Genomic DNA, 3,596 nt, shown 5'->3' on the forward strand with positions numbered 1-3,596 from the left:
CGATGGGGTCATCGACCCAGGCGAGAACGGGGGCGTCCAGCGCGGCAGTGCGAGCGATGTCGGCCCGGGTGTAATAAGGCAAACCTTCCGTGCCTTGCAGGCGCACGCGCAAACGGCGGTCCAGCGTGTCGAGCGTGAAGCGACGCATGTCCACGGCGATGGCGCCCGGTTGCCCAGCCTGGGCCGGGCTCAGCAGGCGGCCACTGACCTTGACGTAGGCCACACCCTTGCGCTGGTTGACGGGAATGGTTTTCCAGTCCAGGAAATACAGGTCATTGGGCACGCCGTAGACGGGCACCGAGAACTGGGCATCGCGCTGTGTGCGGCCTTGCAAGAGCGGTTCGTAATAGCCAGTGATCTCGCCTTCGCGGGTGCGGTCGGTGTTCTGCACGGTCAGCAGGGCGAACTCGCGCTCCAGAAATGCCCTGCCGGCTTTGGCATCCTTGATGGTCTTGACCTTGGCGCACAGCGGCTTCCAGGTGGGCTTGCGCTCCAGGGCCTTGCAGGATTCCTTGAAGGCAGCCCAGGCTTCGTCCAGCTTGTCTTGCTGCCAGCCGGGCAGGCTGTCGAACGCGCTGACCTTGAACAAGGCGTGTTTGGTGGCGATGTCCTGGCCTTGCTGGCTGGCGGCCTTGGCCGCATCAGCATCGCTGTCGGTCGATGCACCAGCAGGCGCCTGGGCGGCCTGCTCCACCTTCGGGCCACTGGCGCAAGCTGCCAAAGCGATGACCACCGCCAAAGACAAGGCGGCCAGTGCACGCGGCGGCAAGGGGGATGAGGTCGAGGCTTGCATCATGGCCCGCATCTTGAAACCCGCTTTGCCCTGGGGCAACTGACCTTGGTCAAAACGCCCACCTTGTTACCTAAGTCACCGCGCCCTGCACAGGGGGGCCGGTATTCTCAGCTGTTACTCCATATGGTCATCTACCCCTCGTCTGGCATGCGCTTTCATCTGCCCCCACTCTCCCGCTGGCTCTCGGCCGCTGTGATCGGCGTGGCCCTGGCCGGCTGTGCCGACGTGCCCATCCCCTTCATGAAGCCCGACCCGACCCTGGTCGAGGCCAAGGTGGTGGCGTCGCCCCAGGCCAATCCGGATGCGCGCAAGCGGCCCTCGCCGGTGGTCGTGCGTGTGTACGAGCTCAAGAGCCGTGCGCAATTTGATTCGGCTGATTTCCTCTCGCTGTACGAGCGCGACAAGGACGTGCTGGGTGGCGATCTGGTCGCACGTGACGAGTTCGTGCTCAAGCCCGGCGAGACCAAGGACCTCAACCGTCAGCCGCAGGCCGACACCAAATTCCTGGCCGTGCTGGTGGGATTCCGCGATCTGGAAAAGTCCCGCTCGCGCGCCATTGCAGCCGTCGAAGCCAACAAGACCAACCGCTGGGTGATCAAGATCGAGCCGCTGACCGTGGCCATCCTGCCCGCTCCGCCGGCCAAGTAAGACAAGCAACGCTCGGCCCCAACCCGAATCCAGACCAAGGCATACACATGAGCTGGCGCAACAAAGTCGTCTGGTCGCAGGGCATGTTCCTGCAGCCGCATCATTTCCAGCAGGAAGCCCGCTACAACGAGCGCCTGATCGACAGCCGCGTGCGAGCCCTGTCGCCCTTTGCCTGGGGCTTCACGGAGCTGCAACTGGATGACAGCCTGCTGGCCCTGGGCCGTGTCGGCATCGCCCGCGCCAGCGGCATCTGGCCTGATGGCACACCGTTCGCCATCCCTCAGCTGGACCCGGCCCCCGCGCCACTGGACATCCCCGCCGATCTGAAGAACGAAGTCGTCTACCTGGCTCTGCCTGTGCAGCGCGAAGGCTTGAACGAGGCCGACTTCGGTGCCGGCACCGGTGCGGGCGCTGGCGATGAATTGGCACGCTTTGACACCCTGGTCGAGGGCGTGCGTGACAACACCGATGCCACAGCCGAGCCCGAAGAGATCCAGACCGGCCGCCTGCGCCTGCGCCTGCTGCGCGCCAAGGAGCTGACCGACGCCTACACCGTGCTGGGTTGCGCCCTCGTGGCCGAGCGCCGCAGCGACAACGCCGTGCTGCTGGAGCGCAACTACATCCCGCCGCAGGTGGTGTGCGATGCCTCAGGGCACCTGTCGTCCAGCCTGACCTTGCTGCATGGCCTGGTGCGCCAACGCTCGCACGCCCTGGCCGGCAAGATGGGGCAGTTGGGCCATGGCGTGTCCGAGGTCGCGCAGTTCCTGCGCCTGCAATTGCTCAACCGCCACGAGCCGCTGCTGCGTCAGTTCGCCAGCGCACCCAATGTGCATCCCAAGGAGCTGTTCCAGGTCTGCCTGCAGCTGGCTGGCGAGCTGTCCACCTTCCACACGGCGGCGCGCCGCTCGCCGGATTTCCCGCTCTACCAGCACGATGACCTGCGCGGCTGCTTCACGCCCGTGTTCGAGGCCATCCGCGACATGCTCTCGGCGGTCGAAGAAGACAACGCCGTGCAGATCGAACTGGTCGATCGCAAGTTCGGGGTGCGCACAGCCGTGGTACCCGATCTGGAGATGACGCGCAGCGCCACCTTCGTGCTGGCCGTGAACGCCCAGATCCCCGGCGAGCAACTGCGCACACGCTTCCCGGCTCAGACCAAGGTCGGCCCGGTCGAGAGCATCAAGGAACTCGTCAACTTCAACCTCGCCGGCATCACGCTGCGCGCCTTGCCTGTGGCACCGCGCCAGTTGCCTTTCCATGCCGGCTACTTCTACTTCGAGCTGGAACGCGGCGGCGAGCTGTGGCAGAAGTTCGAGGCCAGCGGCAACCTGGCCCTGCACGTGGCTGGTGACTTCCCTGGCCTGGAAATGGCCTTGTGGGCGATCCGTCGCTGATCAGTCGCTGAACCCGTTTGATTGAAAGCCTGGCATGACTCAGCCCCCTAATCAACCTCCGATCGATCCCTTTGCCTCGATCGACACGGGCCGAACCTTCGTGATGCCCACGCCAGGCCAACGCCCGGCAGCCGGCGCCACGCCGTTTGACAACATCGCCCGCGGTGCCGATGTGGCGGCTGATCTGGGCGCGCCTGACACCGGCCTGAATACGCTGGTGGCCTTGGCCAACCCGCTGTTGGCACTGGTACCCCAGATCCGCACCACCACCCATCTGGCCGACCCGGCTGCCCTGAAGGAATCGATGGCCGCCGGCCTGCGAGACTTCGAAGCCAAGGCCCGCGCCGCCGGCATCGCCAGCGAACGGGTGCTGGCCGCACGCTACATCCTGTGCACACTGCTGGATGAAACCGCAGCCAGCACGCCCTGGGGCGGCTCAGGCCAATGGGCGCGCCACAACCTGCTGGTCAGCTTCCACAACGAGGCCTACGGCGGCGAGAAGGTCTTTCAGCTGATGGCCAAACTGGCCGAAGACGTGCCCGCCAACCGCGATCTGCTGGAGTTGATCTACGCCGTGATCACCATGGGCTTCGAAGGCCGCTACCGCGTGATCGAAGGCGGCAAGACGCAACTCGACACCGTGCGTGATCGCCTGGCGCAACTGCTCCGGCAGGCTCGCGGGGACTATGCTCAGCCCCTGGCCCAACGTTGGCAAGGCGCGCCGCAAGCTCGCCGGCTGATGCTCTCGTGGCTGCCGTTGT

Annotated in this window: 4 protein-coding genes; 3 read left to right on the forward strand and 1 reads right to left on the reverse strand. The window is 65.6% G+C overall.

All coding sequences use genetic code 11. The features are described 5' to 3' along the window. On the reverse strand, positions 1 to 796 hold a 796-nt coding region (locus EPO09_RS12940), incomplete at its 3' end, for an MltA domain-containing protein (protein ID WP_290643721.1). A 120-nt stretch (positions 797 to 916) separates the two neighbouring features. Between EPO09_RS12940 and tssJ the strand changes: the two genes are divergently transcribed. The 3 genes from tssJ to icmH all read left to right on the forward strand — a co-directional run. After that, on the forward strand, positions 917 to 1,441 hold the full coding sequence (gene tssJ / locus EPO09_RS12945) for a type VI secretion system lipoprotein TssJ (protein WP_290643723.1): 525 nt from the start codon (positions 917 to 919) through the stop codon (positions 1,439 to 1,441). Positions 1,442 to 1,488: 47 nt separating this feature from the next. Beyond that, entirely contained in the window at positions 1,489 to 2,835 is a 1,347-nt protein-coding gene (tssK, locus tag EPO09_RS12950) for a type VI secretion system baseplate subunit TssK (RefSeq protein ID WP_290643725.1), read from the forward strand. 34 nt (positions 2,836 to 2,869) lie between these two features. Beyond that, positions 2,870 to 3,596, forward strand: a 727-nt coding sequence (gene icmH / locus EPO09_RS12955) for a type IVB secretion system protein IcmH/DotU (RefSeq protein WP_290643727.1), incomplete at its 3' end; no start/stop codon positions are given.

The sequence above is a fragment of the Aquabacterium sp. genome (assembly GCF_004297345.1).
Classification (GTDB): Bacteria; Pseudomonadota; Gammaproteobacteria; order Burkholderiales; family Burkholderiaceae_C; genus Aquabacterium.

Bases quoted from the DNA above. Each gene is read 5' to 3' on its own strand.
- tssJ (WP_290643723.1), top strand. From the start codon at position 917: ATGGTCATCTACCCCTCGTCTGGCATGCGCTTTCATCTGCCCCCACTC.
- tssK (WP_290643725.1), top strand. From the start codon at position 1,489: ATGAGCTGGCGCAACAAAGTCGTCTGGTCGCAGGGCATGTTCCTGCAG.